14 protein-coding genes, 2 pseudogenes and 1 riboswitch are annotated in these 14,996 nt (G+C 53.2%); of the genes and pseudogenes, 2 read left to right on the top strand and 14 right to left on the bottom strand.

Annotation, left to right across the window (positions count from 1 at the left end; all coding sequences use genetic code 11):
- Window positions 1–66: 66 nt before the first annotated feature.
- Window positions 67–531, bottom strand: coding sequence for a pyridoxamine 5'-phosphate oxidase family protein (locus EPA93_RS35590; RefSeq protein ID WP_129892071.1), 465 nt, complete (start codon window positions 529–531; stop codon window positions 67–69).
- A 37-nt stretch (window positions 532–568) separates the two neighbouring features.
- Window positions 569–1,054, bottom strand: coding sequence for a hypothetical protein (locus EPA93_RS35585; RefSeq protein ID WP_129892070.1), 486 nt, complete (start codon window positions 1,052–1,054; stop codon window positions 569–571).
- Window positions 1,055–1,430: 376 nt separating this feature from the next.
- Here EPA93_RS35585 and EPA93_RS35580 point away from each other — a divergent pair, with 376 nt between their 5' ends.
- On the top strand, window positions 1,431–1,949 hold the full coding sequence (locus tag EPA93_RS35580; RefSeq protein WP_129892069.1) for an Lrp/AsnC family transcriptional regulator: 519 nt from the start codon (window positions 1,431–1,433) through the stop codon (window positions 1,947–1,949).
- Window positions 1,950–1,981: 32 nt separating this feature from the next.
- On the opposite strand, the gene EPA93_RS35575 is transcribed toward EPA93_RS35580, so the two are convergent.
- The 12 genes and pseudogenes from EPA93_RS35575 to EPA93_RS35510 all read right to left on the bottom strand — a co-directional run bounded on the left by EPA93_RS35575 (window position 1,982) and on the right by EPA93_RS35510 (window position 14,062).
- On the bottom strand, window positions 1,982–2,704 hold the full coding sequence (locus EPA93_RS35575; protein ID WP_129892068.1) for a type 1 glutamine amidotransferase: 723 nt from the start codon (window positions 2,702–2,704) through the stop codon (window positions 1,982–1,984).
- 128 nt (window positions 2,705–2,832) lie between these two features.
- Window positions 2,833–3,423: a protoglobin domain-containing protein gene (locus tag EPA93_RS35570; RefSeq protein ID WP_129892067.1), complete on the bottom strand. Its 591-nt coding sequence runs from the start codon at window positions 3,421–3,423 to the stop codon at window positions 2,833–2,835.
- A gap of 63 nt (window positions 3,424–3,486) precedes the next feature.
- Window positions 3,487–4,158 carry a MarR family winged helix-turn-helix transcriptional regulator gene (locus EPA93_RS35565; protein ID WP_207229284.1) on the bottom strand — a complete coding sequence of 224 codons (672 nt, stop codon included), beginning with the start codon at window positions 4,156–4,158 and terminating at the stop codon, window positions 3,487–3,489.
- A 397-nt stretch (window positions 4,159–4,555) separates the two neighbouring features.
- Window positions 4,556–6,040: a bifunctional 2-methylcitrate dehydratase/aconitate hydratase gene (locus EPA93_RS35560; protein ID WP_129892066.1), complete on the bottom strand. Its 1,485-nt coding sequence runs from the start codon at window positions 6,038–6,040 to the stop codon at window positions 4,556–4,558.
- 83 nt (window positions 6,041–6,123) lie between these two features.
- Window positions 6,124–6,345, bottom strand: a pseudogene (locus tag EPA93_RS35555) (citrate/2-methylcitrate synthase); the annotation flags it as partial.
- 18 nt (window positions 6,346–6,363) lie between these two features.
- The gene (locus EPA93_RS35550) at window positions 6,364–7,542 is read right to left on the bottom strand and encodes a 2-isopropylmalate synthase (protein ID WP_129892064.1); all 1,179 of its coding nucleotides are present in this window, start codon (window positions 7,540–7,542) and stop codon (window positions 6,364–6,366) included.
- 413 nt (window positions 7,543–7,955) lie between these two features.
- Window positions 7,956–8,153 carry a hypothetical protein gene (locus EPA93_RS35545; RefSeq protein WP_129892063.1) on the bottom strand — a complete coding sequence of 66 codons (198 nt, stop codon included), beginning with the start codon at window positions 8,151–8,153 and terminating at the stop codon, window positions 7,956–7,958.
- Window positions 8,154–8,283: 130 nt separating this feature from the next.
- Window positions 8,284–8,422: riboswitch (cobalamin riboswitch) on the bottom strand.
- A gap of 181 nt (window positions 8,423–8,603) precedes the next feature.
- The gene (locus EPA93_RS35540) at window positions 8,604–9,467 is read right to left on the bottom strand and encodes an NAD(P)H-binding protein (protein ID WP_129892062.1); all 864 of its coding nucleotides are present in this window, start codon (window positions 9,465–9,467) and stop codon (window positions 8,604–8,606) included.
- 147 nt (window positions 9,468–9,614) lie between these two features.
- Window positions 9,615–10,472, bottom strand: coding sequence for an LLM class F420-dependent oxidoreductase (locus EPA93_RS35535; RefSeq protein WP_129892061.1), 858 nt, complete (start codon window positions 10,470–10,472; stop codon window positions 9,615–9,617).
- Window positions 10,473–10,554: 82 nt separating this feature from the next.
- Window positions 10,555–11,382, bottom strand: coding sequence for a MerR family transcriptional regulator (locus tag EPA93_RS35530; RefSeq protein ID WP_165423617.1), 828 nt, complete (start codon window positions 11,380–11,382; stop codon window positions 10,555–10,557).
- A 275-nt stretch (window positions 11,383–11,657) separates the two neighbouring features.
- A pseudogene (locus EPA93_RS50060) lies at window positions 11,658–12,769 on the bottom strand (hypothetical protein).
- Between the two features lie 393 nt (window positions 12,770–13,162).
- Complete coding sequence (locus tag EPA93_RS35510; RefSeq protein WP_129892056.1) at window positions 13,163–14,062, bottom strand: tetratricopeptide repeat protein; 900 nt, start codon at window positions 14,060–14,062, stop codon at window positions 13,163–13,165.
- 172 nt (window positions 14,063–14,234) lie between these two features.
- On the opposite strand from EPA93_RS35510, the gene EPA93_RS35505 reads away from it, so the two are divergent.
- The gene (locus EPA93_RS35505; RefSeq protein ID WP_129892055.1) at window positions 14,235–14,873 is read left to right on the top strand and encodes a TetR/AcrR family transcriptional regulator; all 639 of its coding nucleotides are present in this window, start codon (window positions 14,235–14,237) and stop codon (window positions 14,871–14,873) included.
- Window positions 14,874–14,996 lie beyond the last annotated feature (123 nt).

Raw genomic sequence — 14,996 nt, 5'->3', positions numbered from 1 at the left:
TAAATGGCTTTAGGCCTCCACCAAATATGTTACTGAAGAGGGTCTCCTGCGTCTCGCACGCCCGAGTCAAAGCTCCGACATATCAACCTGCACCCGGCCATCAAGCCCATGCTCATCTTCAGTGTTTATCCACATGTTCTCTGGAACCGCCTTATAGGCTCCTCGCAGGGTTGCCCCAAGCACCATGTCTACCGAAGGAGGATCTTCCCATCCCCGTTTTTGTAAACAGGCTAAGGCGTGGCTGCATTCTTGCTCATCGGCCAACTCATAGGCCCTGGCCTCAATATAAACCCCTTTTCCGGTTCCTGAAGGAACTGTTGAGTCATACACTACAATGGCCACACGCTGATTTGCTCTGATATTTTGGGAGTGACGAGCGTACTTTGCCGAAACCCAGAAGAAGTTGAATGCTTCGTCACATGCGGCATAAACTGGCACATTCCAGGGCAGCCCGTCTTTTGTGGCGGTTGCCAGCGTTATATAAGGCAGTTGAGAAAGGATCGCTCGCACGAGCCCGCTGTTTTCGCTCATGATATTACCTCCTCCTTTGTCATGCTTGCTTCCTGGCTTAGGAAAGGCGGGAATCTAGCACTTTTGCTTGCTTCCTCGTATAGGTCACATCCAGGTCCCGTTCCCAATGTGTCCCATCGCGCGACAACTCTCCATGACAGGTAATGGTGTTTCCATCCGAACTTACTGTACCAGTCACACGTTGTGAGAAGCCCGGCACATCTCTCCACATCTTCCACACGCCGCCTTCGAGGCTCATCTGATAGATCCTGGAAACTCCCCTCTCATCGGAATAGAGCATGGAACACGTTTCAGGCGAGCCGTCATGACCAATGACGCTTAGAGCGTTGGGAGGGCCTCCACGTTCCCAATTAAAGCGCCAGAGCAGCAAGGCCCCATCCACTAGCCATGCAAAAGAAGTGTGCCCATGCACTGGGGATAGGAAAGCTGGATGGGTTCCCACTGTATTCCATTCCCCAAGCAGAACCTCAAAGTGAGCGAGCGAACTGGCAGGTTGCGGCGAAGGGGTTGCATGCTCATTCATGTCTTGCTCCTTGTATATGTTCTATGGCAAAAATACGGTCAAGCTGTAACAAACCTGAAGTGTATCACGACTCAATTCTATTATACAATGCTCTCATTCTCGGCAATGCTCTCATTTCCGGTTATTGCTTCCATATTGAGCTCGATTTTGACCTCCTCGCCAAGCAGAACGCCCCCGGTCCCCAGAGCGACATTCCAGGTGAGGCCAAAATTCTTTTTTTCTCAATTAAGTATCTGTGCTTCAGTGATAGGGGCTAATGCGGAGCCTGGCTGATCCTTGTAGTAGAGAAAGCATACCTAAAAATGGTTCAGGAGTAAATACAAAGCGTAATAGATATATGCTATACTGCTTAGCAAAAACAAAGGAAAAGAGAAAGATGGCAGTGAAATCAGAAAGTCGGCTCGATAGTACAGATTGGAAGATCATCCGCGAACTACAGCAAGACGCGCGCCTCTCCTCAAACGAACTGGGACGACGCATAGGCTTATCTGCCCCTGCTACGGCTGAGCGCATACGCAAGCTGGAGGATACAGGCGTAATCACCGGGTACCGGGCACAGATCAATCCCGCAAAACTAGGTATGCCCTTGCTGGCGCTTATCCATTTGCGCTGTGATCAAGGCTCGTGCCTGCTCCGCACGAGTACTCTGGAGGAGTATCCAGAAGTGCGAGAAGTCCATAAGCTCAGTGGCAGCCATTGTGCTGTACTGAAAGTCGTCTTCTCATCCATGCCACATCTAGAAGCCTTGACACACCGCTTAAGCGCGCACGGTGCGCTAGTTGTCCACCTGATAACCTCCAGCGTCCTGCAAGAGCGCGTCATCGATTGGGAACACTTCGACACAAACTTTGAGCCGCCAGACTATCCCAATTGGAGTAAGCAAGAGAGCCGCTGATCTGCACCCGGCCTTTGGCTTTTTCGCAAGCTTCAGGATGACGAGGAAGAAAGACGTGCAGCCCAGGCAAGAAAGACAGACGAGCCAATCACCTGCAGCGATGGAAGAAATTGATGCGCCTGTTTGAGAATCATCTCACCATCAACGCCAGCCTCCTGCTGCTCCTGTTGGAATGTCTTCACCATATCCTTGATAATGCTTGGAGTCACTTCAAGATGGCAGAGCAGGCCGTAGGCCCTCTGCTCGTACTGAAAGGCCTGGCAAGGAGTAAGGTCAGTTGTTGCCAGGCAAACCGCCGAGGCGGGCACCTCAAATATATCCCCGTGCCAATGATAGCCCATAAATGATGTGGGGACCGCCTGCCAGAGCGCATCGCTGCGGGCTTGCTGCGTAAGGGTCACAAGATGCCAACCAAGCTCTTTCTGCCGACCTTTCACGACAGAAGCCCCCAACACCGTGGCCAGAAGCTGGCTGCCCAGACAGACGCCGAGCACAGGTTTGTGCTCAGCAAGCGCCTGTTCAATCAAGCGCAGTTCAGCTTGTAAGAACTGATACTGACTTTGCTCATAGACCCCCATTGGCCCTCCCATCACCACAAGGCCAGCCGCTCCGTGCATATCCGCTGGAACTGGCTCTCCAGCAAAAGAACTAATTACGCGGGTGGAAATCCCGTGCAGCCGCAATGCTACCTCAATAGTTCCAGGGGTTTCGATAGCGATATGTTGCAAGACATAGACCCAGGGCTGAGTATTCATGATGCTCCTTTCAGTGTTTACTCAACGAAGCCGGATTTCACCTGGTTGAACAAGGGCCAATGAGAGAGATTTTCAGCAGCACCCAGTGCGAAAAACTCCACAAGCCCTTGCCCTGCCCAGGATTCCTCCTAAAAGTCTCCTGGCTTAATATATGGCTGGCTCCAAAGCGTGATTTGCAGAAGGAGCGATTTAACCCAGGCCTGCTGCATCTTCTCTACGACTTCGGCCGAATGCCCTTTTTTGGCAAGGAAGGGTTTCAGGGTTATTGTCACTGGGAAGATGAGAGGGAAGAGGTAACGAAACCCAATGTTGGCAACTGAATTTACATGATCAGTGGTGTTTTTCCCGGTACGATGATGGCGCAAGCCAATTTCATACTGGTAATCGAGCCAGCTTTGATCATAGTTTGCCCGCGCCGTATCGCGTATCCACTGCGCAAAACGTTTTCGTACAGCAGCCAGATAGGCTCCATCTGCCTGCCCATCCGGGCGCGTGAAATAGTAGAGAAGCTGGGGAAGGGAGCCGATAAACCCATACCAGACATCTAAGACAGCCTCAACCTGATCTTCCAGAACCTTCTCAGACAACTGGAGGTGCCTGGCATCTTCGTCAGTAAAAAGCACGGCTTGCTTGAGGAGCTCAAACTCCTCAATGGTGACGGGAGAGCGAGGAACTTCATGTGTTCCGTAGGTATATCCTGGGATAAGCTGCTGGCTCATAAATCATCCTCCTATGAAATGGAATAGGATCAACAAATTGACGAAACTTCCCCTAACCATGCTCTATTCAGAGCCAAGAGAAACAAACTGTTTCCAGATGCGCTCAGCCGCTTCGGGGGGGGAGGGTTCATGGTCTGGGCATTCCAGGCGAAGATGGCGATCCCCAAAGGGGAGATCGACAAAGGCACAGTGGTGCGGTCGATCGCTCTCAGGATAGACATGTGGCCGAAAGAAACGGCAGGTCACGCACATTCGTGAAACCGGAATCTGTCCGCGCTCTTGCAAGGCCCGGATCATTTTGATCAGTCCATGTAAGAAAACCGTTTGCTCGGCAGGCGAGAGAGTATCAACTGCATCGAGCAAGAAGTCGGGCCATCCCGCAACACGATCGGCCTCGGCTTTTCCGGTCTCAGTCAGGGTAATCGTGCGTACGCGACCATCCTGGGGAAGGCGCGTCTTTTGCACAAAACCCTTTTGTACGAGAGTATCAACCGTCTCACTGGTCGTCGCCAAGGAGACCGCCAGACCATCCGCCAATTCTGAAAGGCGTAGTCCCGTTGAGCTTCGTAAGCGTAGCAAGGCGAGAATTTGACCCTGGGTCGGAGTAAGATTTCGTCCCTCAGCTTCTTGCCAGGCGTGGCTTTTTATTGCAATACCAACTTTCACGAGACCGGTCATCACACGCCTAGCAACGGAACCGGAAGTCCCCTCAAAGGGGTCATCTTTCGTCATCATCTCCTCCTCAGATACTTAGGACTACTAAACTTAGTTCTACTAAGTAATAACATGAACCAGGCGCTTTTGTCAAGGATGAGGAAGCACTAAATCTGGCCTTTGAGGACGAAGTGAAAAGCAACCCTAAGGAGAAGGAGCACAGGTCTCTCATACTGCTCGAACGGCTTCGTGAGCCGTGCTTTGCTAAGAAAGTGGGAAGAAAAGCCCTGTGAGCAGAGGAGCTGGTCATATTGCTTTCTATTGATGACCAGCTCACAGGTAGCCGAAGGAACAAGAGGAGCTATGCCTTTTTTCGTGTCGCGAAGTTGGCTTCTGCTAGATCTTTCTCCTGTTCTGTCTCTTCCGGCTCACGTAACGGATCAAAGGCCATATGCTTGAACATCTTCGTTTTTCACTTTCAGGTCGACAAATGTTTGTCGGAAATCTCAGGTGTATGAGACACGAAGAGATCAAGGAAATCCTTGACGGCCATATCTTCCAGCCTCTGCGCATCCAGGCAGAGCTTCACAATGTTCTGCACACGTTGCTCCGAAAAATGGGTGCGCAGATTCGCCACAAATTTCTCTTGCAGAGCTGATTGACCCTCTTGCCGCCTCCGTCGATGACCGAGCGGATATTCTCGTACGATTTTCGGAGTTGCCGTCCCGTCCTTAAAGAACACCTGGATAGCATTTGCAATCGAGCGTTTGTCCGGGTCCAGATAGTCGCGACTATAGCTAGAATCTTCTTCAACTACCATTTTGGCGCGTAACCCATCAATGGCTGGATCGCTGGCTCGTACGTCTTCATAATCATCGGCGGTTAATTGGCCTGTCAGCAGCCCAATTGCCACCATATACTGTAGACAATGATCGCGATCGGCCGGGTTGGCCAGAGGGCCTGTCTTATCAATAATACGCCGCGCAGCTTCCTGGGTTGTCAACACAATCGTATCGATCTTGTCGAGGCGATCCTTGATCTGCTCATGAAGTTCAAAGGCACATTCTACGGCGGTTTGCGCATGGAACTCCGCAGGAAACGCCACTTTAAAGAGAATATGTTCCATCACATACGAGTCGAACTGGCGCGAAAGCACCAATGGCTTGCCACGACACACCACATCATAAAATCCCCAGGTCGGCGCGGTCAAGGCCGATGGATAGCCAATCTCACCTTGCAATGTAAGCAGAGCCAGGCGAACTGCTCGGCTGGTTGCATCCCCGGCAGCCCAGGATTTGCGCGAACCCGTGTTAGGCGCGTGGCGATAGGTGCGTAGGCTTCCATTGTCGATCCAGGCCTGGGAGAGCGCATTGATGATGTCATGTTTGCTTCCCTCCAACAGGGCTGTGACAACCGCAACGGAGGCTACTTTGACCAGCAAAACATGATCAAGGCCAAGTCGGTTGAAGCTATTTTCGAGCGCCAGGATGCCCTGGATCTCATAGGCTTTGATCATAGCGTTAAGGACATCACGCATAAGCAATGGGTCCTGACCATGAGCACAACGTACCTGACTCTGATAATCAGCGCTGGCCAGAATCCCACCAAGATTATCGGAAGGGTGTCCCCACTCTGCAGCCAACCAGGTATCGTTAAAGTCCAGCCAGCGGATCATCGCCCCGAGCGTAAAGGCGGCCTGAACGGGGTCCAGGACAAAAGAAGTTCCAGGAACGCGTGAGCCATTCGGTACAATTGTGCCTGGCACAAGCGGACCCAGACATTTGCGGCACTCAGGATACTGCAGCGCCAGCACAGCGCATCCCAGCGCGTCGAGCAAACTTGCCAGGGCGGTGGTATAGGCTTCTGTACTGAAGACGCGAGGAGAGATAACATAGTCGGCAATCTCGACCAGGAGCTGATCTGGTTCGGGGCGCACATTATTTGCGCTATGGGATATCGGCATCTCTTCTTTACTTCTCTTCTCATGGGATGAGCGCAAGCGCTGTATATTCACGCGCGCTGCGCTCTCCGCGTCCATTCTGCTGCTCACGCGCGCTCGTCTAAGCGCACATAGGGACGGGGAGCGGGACCCGTATACGCTGCATTGGGGCGGATCAGCTTGTTTTTCTCGCGCTGCTCAAAAACATGTGCGGACCAGCCAGCCGTGCGAGCCAGAACAAAGAGCGGCGTAAACAACTCTGTAGGAATACCACAGAAATGATAAAAGGATGCGCTGTAAAAGTCCAGATTCGGGAACAGGTTCTGTTGACTGGCGCCTGCCTTTCTTTATTGGGGTAGAGCTAGATCTTTGCAACTTTCAGCGATGGAGATCAGGTCCTCGTCGGTAGCATGCTTCTTCTCATCCGCCAGGACGATAAAGCGAGCATAAGCGGTTTTTAGCTCGGCCGCGTTCAGACGATAGCCCAGTTGGCGCAAGCGAGCATCCAGGCCATGTCGCCCTGAGTGTTTACCAAGTACCAGCTTTGTATCGCCCCATCCAACCGATTGTGGAGTCATAATTTCATAGGTCAGGCGGTTCTTGAGCATGCCATCCTGGTGAATACCCGCTTCATGCGAGAAAGCATTGGCCCCAACGACCGCCTTGTTTGGCTGCACGGGAATGCCTGTCAGGCGACTAACTAACTGGCTGGCCTTAACAAACTCTTCGGCGGCAATATTGGTGAGCATTCCGCTGAAGCTCTCCGGCCTCGTACGCAGCGCCATCACAACCTCTTCCATAGCAGTGTTGCCCGCGCGCTCACCAAGGCCATTGATAGTGACCTCGACCTGCCGCACGCCGGCCGCGACTGCGGCAAGGGTATTGGCCGTAGCCATGCCCAGGTCGTTGTGACAGTGGGCGCTGAGTGTAACCTCTTCTATGCCTGGCACCCGGTTACGAATGTAGCGGAACATATCACCATATTCGGTAGGCGTGCTATAGCCAACCGTGTCGGGCAGGTTGATGGTTGTCGCGCCAGCTTTGAGCGCGGTCTCGCAGATCCTGCAAAGATAATCCCAGTCACTGCGAGTAGCGTCTTCGGCGGAAAATTCAACCTCCGGGCAGAGGTTGCGCGCATACCCGACCATCGCTTTGACACGCTGGGCAGCTTCTTCCCGGCTAATATTGAATTTGTGCTTCAGGTGGATATCGGAGGTTGCAAGGAATACATGGATCATTGGCCTCTCTGCCTCTCGAACCCCTTCCCAGGCAGCATCGATATCTCTAGTAGCAGCGCGTGCCAGGCCAGCAACCGCCCTACCATGAACGTGACGTGCGATCTCCTTGACTGCGGCAATATCGCCTGGCGAGGCAATCGGAAAACCGGCCTCGATGATATCCACATTGAGGCGCACCAGCTGATCAGCAACTTGTAGCTTCTCCTCGGTCGTCATCGTCGCACCGGGAGACTGTTCGCCATCACGCAGAGTTGTATCAAAGACGCGAATGACCGCAGGGTCAGCCATTTCTTTTTCTCCTTCGTTAGAGGAAATGTATACGTTCGTTGTATACTCACTACTTCTGTTCAGCGGCCTGAGCTGCTTCTCCTCGGCACTCTCTAACTGGTGACCAGTTGCGCACAGAGCCACCAGCATACGAGCACAAGCCCGGATGTGCAGGACAGGTCATATCGCCTGCAGTTTCTTTCAGTAAGCACCAGCAATTGGAGCAGGTGAGACTTCTCAAACGACAAGAAGGGCACATACGCTGTCTTAATGGGTGCCTGCCTTTGGGACAGGTGAAAATTTTATGAAGCCCTAAGAGTAAAAGAAAAATCTGAACAATTCACCGATGTTGTGCCTCCGAAGCGCAGGCAATGGGCCAGGCTGGGAAAATGCTGCCTCAGAAACGAAACACGACCACAGTACCAAGCGTCTGATCATAGAGAAAAATCGTTGGAGGGAATTTGCTGTAGTCCAGGCTGTTGCTGGACTAGCCAGTGTTGCTTGCACAGCGTAACGGCACGCGTGAGAAGGTCTTGCTCGCAGATGCGTGCGGACCAGAACTGCTCCCGGGTTTTCTTTAATCCGCGTTGCCAGCTAAGAGGAGGATAGCCGAGGTTGGTAGCTTGCAGCATGATGGTTTCCTTCTTTGTATCCGCTCAAAAAAAATCTGCCTCCTCGGCAAAAGAGGCAAAGCAGACAAGAAAAGAAACACTGCAAAAAAGCAAAAACTGCTTGCTGGTCTTCTCTTTTGCGCGAAGAGATGGCTCCATAAACTTAAAGGTGGGCATTCGGGCTCAACCTCAAGCGGTTTAACCGTTGCGCGACAGCGCCGGATTTTCACCGGACTTTCCCCATTTTCAGCGATGCCACGACAGCATCGCCCCTTAAGTGCGACTCTGTTGCTCTGTAGAAAGCAGCAAAGAGTCATTCCAAAGGTCAGGTTATCATTTTTTCTGGCAAAAGTCAATCAACATCGTGGTGCGAACGAGGAGGGATCAGCATAGCAGGCGTGCCGCTGCCCTCCTCCCGCAAGTGAACTGCCTTGTCAGGACAACCTCTACACTTTTATCGTCAGAGGAGCATCAACGCGCCGGTGAAGTCATCTCCTTCAGAATGTCCCGCATGGACTTCGGCGCTCGGCCAATGAGGCGGGCAAGAGTCGGATCGACCCGGCTGAACTCGCCTCGCCGGCTCGCGCGAAAGATACCCATATACATATCAGCCCCTTCCTCCGGGAAGCCGTGGGCGACCAGGCCTGCTCGATACTCAGTGTCCGGCACAACTACACGGCGCATCGGTCGCTGCGTTAGCTCCGCAGCAATAGCAGCGATATCGGCCAGGTCGAGGGCCTCAGAGGCCGTAAGGGGAGGCGTCACGCCGTCGAGAGCCTCCTCGCTCAAGGCCAGCGCGGCCGCCTCGGCCAGGTCTGCGTGAGCCGTCCAAGAAACCGGCCCGTCCTCTGGGGCCAGCAGTTCCCCTGTCTCCAGCGCGTTACCAAGCATCATAAGCGCAGAGGCCGCGTAGAAGCCATTGCGCAGCGAGGTAAAGGTCACTCCAGTATCGCGCAGGGCCGCCTCAGTGGCAGCATGATCAACCATAGCCTGGAAGAGCGAGGTAGGGGATGAGCCCATGTGGCTTGTGTAGAAGATTCGACTAACGCCAGCCCTTCTGGCACTGTCGATGGCTGTGCGATGCTGGCGGATCGTCGTCTCGCCAAAGGTATTGGATGACACAATAAGCACCTTTGACGCTCCCTCAAAGGCATAGTCGAGGCTCGCGGGGTCCTCGAAATCGCCCCGGCGGACACGGACCCCGCGCTCCTTGAGTTCTTGCGCCTTCTCCACATTGCGAACGCTCACCCCAATCTGTTCAGCAGGCTCGCGGGCAAGCAGGCGCTCCACTACCGCCCGACCAAGTTGGCCGCTGGCTCCAGTAACAATAATCATGATATCCTCCTACTTGTTCTTTGATCTATCAATTACGCTATGTCTTCAATACATACAGTCATCGTTATGTCTCGTCTTAGTGCTATTAATACGATATCAGTAGCGTCGTGCCTGGCGATCTCTATTTCTTGGCAAGAAAGGTGGAGATCACTCAAATTCCCTTTTCAATGGTTCAACGATAGTTTCAGCGAGACGTTGAACAACTTGTTCAGGATAGGGCGTGGGTATAGTTATGACGAAATGAGTTGCCCCGGCTTCAATGAAGCTGCGCACCTTAGCGCGCGTTGCTTGCATCTCAGCAGGGTTCAAGACAAGCGGTATTGAGCGCTGAATAGTCTGGGGATCGCGTCCAATGGCTTTGCAATGGCCAGCAAGAAGAGCGCTTTTCCGTTTGAAATTCTCAACATCTCCCCCGGCGCAATTCCAGATATCGGCATATTGAGCAACGATCCGCAAGGTGAGCTTTTCCCCGCTGCCTCCAATCATGAAAGGCGGATACGGCTTTTGCACAGGCTTTGGTTCGCAGTACGCAGCTTTGAGCCGGTAATAGTTTCCCTCGAAGCTGGGGGCCGTTTGCGTCCACATGCGTTTAACCAGCTCGCATGCTTCGCCAAGACGCCTGATGCGTTCGCCAGGAGAGTACAGGGGAATGCCATAGGCGTTATGCTCGGTTTCGTTCCAGCCCGCACCAAGGCCGAAGTCCAGGCGACCATTGGAAATAACGTCAACGGTCGCCCCAATGTTGGCAAGGATTGCCGGGTGCCGGTAGGTATTGCCAGTCACCAGTAGGCCAAGGCGCAGGCGGCTCGTAATAGCAGCAAAGGCGCTCACGAGGGACCAGCCTTCAAGGCAAGGACCAGTGATGTCGCCGTTGATGGGCATAAAGTGATCGAAGAGCCAGGCGTGTTCAATGGACGGGATGCGCTCGGCCTCCAACCAGACTCTTTTCATATCTTCGTAGGTTGTGCTTTGTGGGGCAGTCTTGATCCCAAAACTAAGTTTCACTTTTTCCTTTTCCTTCGCTAAGATGTGTTGGTTGCCGTGCAATGCTGGCAGATTGCCGGCTCGGCGAGGCTTACGGAATCATTCATGCAGCTTTCTCTACCGGGAACTGGATCTCGGTAAGCGCTTCGTCAAGATTATCTCCTCGGCGCAGGCGAATCTTGCGGCGCGGCCCCACGATGGTATAGCCATTGCTTTCCATCCAGGTTCCCAGCGCCCGATAGGCCGAGAACACCCGTGCTGGATGTCCATAATGGAGCGTGCTGGCCACGTGGGGAACGGCTGGGAGGATACAACGCCTCAGTCGTCCCTCGCTATTGGTAACCAGCGTATCGGCATCGCGCTCGTCAACAGGTGCAAGCGCCTCCACAGAAGTTGGCATACCGTCATCCCCGTACTCGCCATGAATGATGAGCATGTGATCGACTGGCGTAATCCCGCAGCGCTTTAACATGGCATCGAGAGCGTCAGCCCAGTGCGCCTGATAGGCCAGGTCGGTCGCCGTCAGGCCCAGAGAGACAGCAGTGATCGGCCTGACGGCCTTAAGCACGACTTCATAGGCCGGCAGCCCACCGCCCTGCTCTAGGGAACGCAGGCGCGCTTCGATGCGCACAAGTTGTTCCTGTTCCGCCTGGATACGTTGCTGAACCTCTGCCTGTCTAAGGCGCAGCATCCCCTGCAATGCCTCGGGAGAAACTCCCTCATTCAGAAGCTCGGCAATCTGAGTGAGTTCCAATCCAAGCTCCTTGAACGCCAGGATGCGATGCAGGTGTGGCAGTTGATCCATCGTGTAGTAGCGGTAGCCGGTCTCAGGATCAACACGAATCGGCTTGAGGAGACCAATCTCGTCGTAGTAGCGCAAGGTAGTCATCGATACCTCGGCAAGCCTGGCAAAGTCGCGAATCTTTAACATCTCATCCCGTCTCTTCCTGCTCATTTGCAGCTAGATGAACAACTCTGTCATTAGAATACAACCTTCAGGTAAGGCGAAAGTCAAGAGAAAAATGTGGTGGCGCAAAACTCTCGCATAATCTGCATATGCAGGTTTTACGCCAGAAGACTAAAGGCTGAAAGATTGCATAGAGGAAGTTTTGCACATTTTTCTCGACTTATCCACATATATTGTGGATAAATCGCCCTGGGGCTGGACAAATACAGCAGAGCTTTTCAGGGGAGTTCCCAAAAAAACTAGAACCGCATTTTTCTCTGGGAGAGCTGCTCCTCTAGAGTACGTAAGTAGCGTTCAGGGTCTTTCCGAAAACGATGCTGTTCACGTCGAGCTTCATGATGATAGTCAACTTGCTTTCTGAGCGCTCGCCACTGCGCCAGGTTGCGAGGGGCCACTGAAGTGATAATTCTGGGCAGCAACTGCTGCCACGAGATGCACCGAACCACGTACAACCAGACCGAGAGAGGCTTGTTTGCGACCCGTTGCTCGTCGTTCATGATAGTGGGTGGAGCCAAAAACGTGTTCAAGCTCATTGTTGGTGCGTGGAAGATCAGCCACGTCGTAACAATGAAACAGCCCAGACCAGTAGCTCTCTGTCACTTTGAGAAAGGTCGCGGTCATCTGGGAGAGTGGGGCAGTCAGGGGGTTACTGGATCGCATCGCCTCCAGTAGTTCCTCACACTGTTGTTGCACCTCTGTGGAGGAAAAAAGGTCGGCGTTCGTCAAGACATGTGCAGCCCGATGCACCCAAGCATACCCGGTCTGTATGTCCGGCCACAACTGCTCTGTCGTTGCTACTCCTTTTGTCAGCAGCCGCGCCAGTTTGTCGAGGGAAGATGGCAGCCCCCGATTTCCGCGACCCGCTCCAGAGAGGCTGCAATCAAGAATAGTCGCTCGTAGAGTTTGAGGCCAGGAGCAGAAAGCAGAAGTTCGCTTGAGACACAATCACGAACCATCCAGAGCACTTCATGACCGACATCTGGCTTCAACCCGTCCACTGCCAAAATGAGCGATCCCTGCTTCTGCACAAGCGGTTGGCGGCGTTCTCGATCTGTGATGTGAATGGCCACCAACTCTTCATACCGTGCAAGGAGATTGAGAACGGTTCGTTCGCCAATCGAGAGTCCTCGTTCATGTAAACTGTGATGAATCTCTGGCAGGCTTTGATGCCGCCGGTACCACAGGAATCCGACGAGCGCAATCACATCCAGCCCATATTCTTCATGTAGTAATGCCCATGCTCCTTCCTCCTCTGGCCGATAGGGCTGCTGAGAGCGTAGACAGTCAGGAGAGATACAGCGGCGCACTGCCAGAGGTGCAAACGATGGTGTCCACTGAGAGTGGTTACCATGCGTTGCCTATGATAGGCGATATGAGCAGCCTTGCCACACGTCAGGCAAGTGGGTGAGAGAGGTTCAAATGTTTGGAGAGAAACCGTGTCCAAAGTATGATGAGGCCTTGCCATACGAGCTTCTTCTTTCCATTTCCATAAAGCAGAGAGGTAATGTTGAATCCGATACCGTTGCCAAACCTTCTCTTGATCAGCTGGATACCTCGCGGCTGGCACGAGGAATCCAAAAGAGGTTGCGTCAACGGTATCGCAGAGATCATGAAATGTCAGCTTGATAGAGTGCGCTGTACAGGATACAATCAGCACTTCTCCTGTTTGGTAAGACGCGTCTTTCGCTCGCCCTGATAAGAGGAAAGCCAAGCTGTCACTCTTGCACGAGCGCTTTTCATCTGCCTACACATCCTCCTTTTGATCTCCCAGATGATTAGTCGAGGTGATCACGGAAGACAGAAGCGTTGCCAATCCCATCTCTTCTGCCAGAGTTGATGCCTGCTGCATGTGGAACTGCGCTTTGGTCGTGTCCCCCATCTTCTGGTAAATATCCCAGAGCGAGAGGTGATCTAATGGTTGGTAGAGCCTGAAGCCGCCTGCTTCCCGGAAGGAGAGGGCGAGCCTGGCGTGGGTAAGCGCAGCCTCCAGGTCTCCTTTGAATAAGGCATCGACAGTCAGATGGCGATGGGGTTCGGCCTGTTCCAACACGTACCCGGACTCTTCGGCAACCTGGATGGCCCTGTTAAAGTGCTCCCGCGCCAACTCATTCTGCTGCCAGAACTGATACACCAGACCAATGCCAAAAAGGGATTCGCTGATCCCTCGGGTATCGTGCAGCATCTCCTGGAGACCCAGAGCCTCTTGCTGATAAGAGAGGGCTTCCTCGTATTTCCCCTGACCCTGTGTGCCGAAAGGCAGGGCACCACTCTTTACGATGGCTATCGTAGTCGCATTGCAGTGTGCCTGGCCGAGCAAGCTCAAGGCGGAAGCTCGACCCTGCTGATCCTGAGTCGCTTCGGCGATCTGTTGGGCCTGGAGGAGGGTCGAAAACAGGAGATCTGTGTCGCCTCTATGGAGAAGGTGATCGACAATGAGAACCTTTCCATACAGAAGCAAGAGTTTGAGGCGAGCCTTTTGTGCTACTTCGCCTCCTTCTATCAGGTGCAGAGTCGTACCGAGCACGTGGAGGGCCTCGCCTAATCTGCCGAGGAGAAAAGATGAGCGAGCAATCTCACAGAGAGCGTCAATGGCTGTGGTGTAGTATCCTGTCAAATCGTTGTTTGTGAAGGCTGATGGCTGCATTGTGTTCTCCTTGAAGAGCGTGTAAAATGATGTGTCAGTTGCTTCCCTTTCCAACCGCCGCCTCTCATACTAAGGTTTGATAGGGCAACAAGCAATAAGCAACCACCATGCTGGTGTTGAGAATTGAACACGAGCGAGAGATTGTTGAAAAACGAGGAACAGGAGCAGAGGTATGGCGGACCAGAAGAGGCGTGAAGATCGGCGAATCCAGCGAACGCGCCAGGTGTTACAGCAGGCATTTGTGGACGTGGTACGAGAAAAGGGGAAGGCCAGGAGCAGCCTCCCGGAGCTAGAAAAATGCTTTGCGACGACGAGTATCCAGGAGATCACCGCGCGGGCGAATGTCAACCGAGGAACCTTTTACCTCCATTTTACCGATAAATATATGCTCGCGGATGCTGTCGTCCGTGAGCAGTTTCACCAGCAACTCGCACGTGTCCTCCCACCTGAACCTCGATGGGACAGAAGGACCTTGCATCTGCTCATTCAAGCTGTCTTGAATGCCCTTGAGAAGAAGTATTGCCACCAGCGTCAGCCATCGCTTGTTCTTGCTCCGATGGTCGAACAGGTAGTCCATGAAGAATTGACCGAACTGCTCTTGACCTGGCTCAGAGAGGCAAGGCGTGGAGAGAGACGAAGAGGTGAGCCGCTTGAAACGATCGCCCGCGTCGTCAGTTGGGCAATGTTTGGAACCGCGATCCAGTGGAGTCAGGAGGAGACAATGGTGTCGTCAGAAGAGATGGCGGATATTATCTCGCAGGTGATCATGGAGGGGGTGTCGCGTCTTGCCCCTGATGCCCTACCTGGATAGTAACGTGCCTGCACATCTCAAGCCACGGTAGACCCTCTCCCTGCGTAGCGTTGCCTCTACCAACTGCTTGCAACACTTGACAGATCAGTACCCACCGTTGTGCGTTTATAAATCTTACGAAGT

It is taken from the genome of Ktedonosporobacter rubrisoli (assembly GCF_004208415.1).
GTDB classification, from domain to species: domain Bacteria; phylum Chloroflexota; class Ktedonobacteria; order Ktedonobacterales; family Ktedonobacteraceae; genus Ktedonosporobacter; species Ktedonosporobacter rubrisoli.
This window is presented reverse-complemented; position numbering and strand designations above follow the sequence as displayed.